The sequence below is a fragment of the Pseudogemmobacter sp. TB195 genome (genome assembly GCF_058313095.1).
The window spans coordinates 1-439 of the sequence record NZ_JBZEGG010000113.1 but is presented as its reverse complement, the minus strand read 5'-3'; the positions used below and the strand labels follow the sequence as shown (position 1 = coordinate 439).

1 protein-coding gene is annotated in these 439 nt (G+C 62.2%); it reads left to right on the top strand.

All coding sequences use genetic code 11. From position 1 onward, the window contains the following. Positions 1-19: 19 nt before the first annotated feature. On the top strand, positions 20-439 hold a 420-nt coding region (locus tag AC4FS3_RS28885; RefSeq protein ID WP_491023400.1), incomplete at its 3' end, for a TetR/AcrR family transcriptional regulator.

The following is a 439-nucleotide window of genomic DNA, read 5'->3' as shown; positions in this document are numbered from 1 at the left end:
GATCGAGGCGGTGCAGGACATGGCGCTCACCCTGTTCATCGAGCAGGGCTATCATCACGTCACCATGAACGAGGTGGCCGAGCGGCTGAATGTCACCAAGCCGGCGCTCTACAATTACTTCAGAAGCAAGGAAGACATCCTGTATTCCTGCTGGATGTCCGGCCATGAACGGTTGCAACAGCGCGTCGGCGCGGAACTGGGCGAAGGCTCCGGCCTTGCCCGCCTGCGCCGGCTGATCCGCATCTACGCTGAAACCATGACAACGACCTACGGCAAGAGTCTGGTGTTGCTCGATGACCGCGACCTGGACGAGATCAACCGGCGCGCGATCCTGGAGCGGAAGCGGAATCTGGATGGCCTGTTCCGGAAACTGATCGCCGACGGCGTCGCCGATGGCTCCATCCGGCCCACGGACCCGCGTATGGCGGCTTTCGCCATC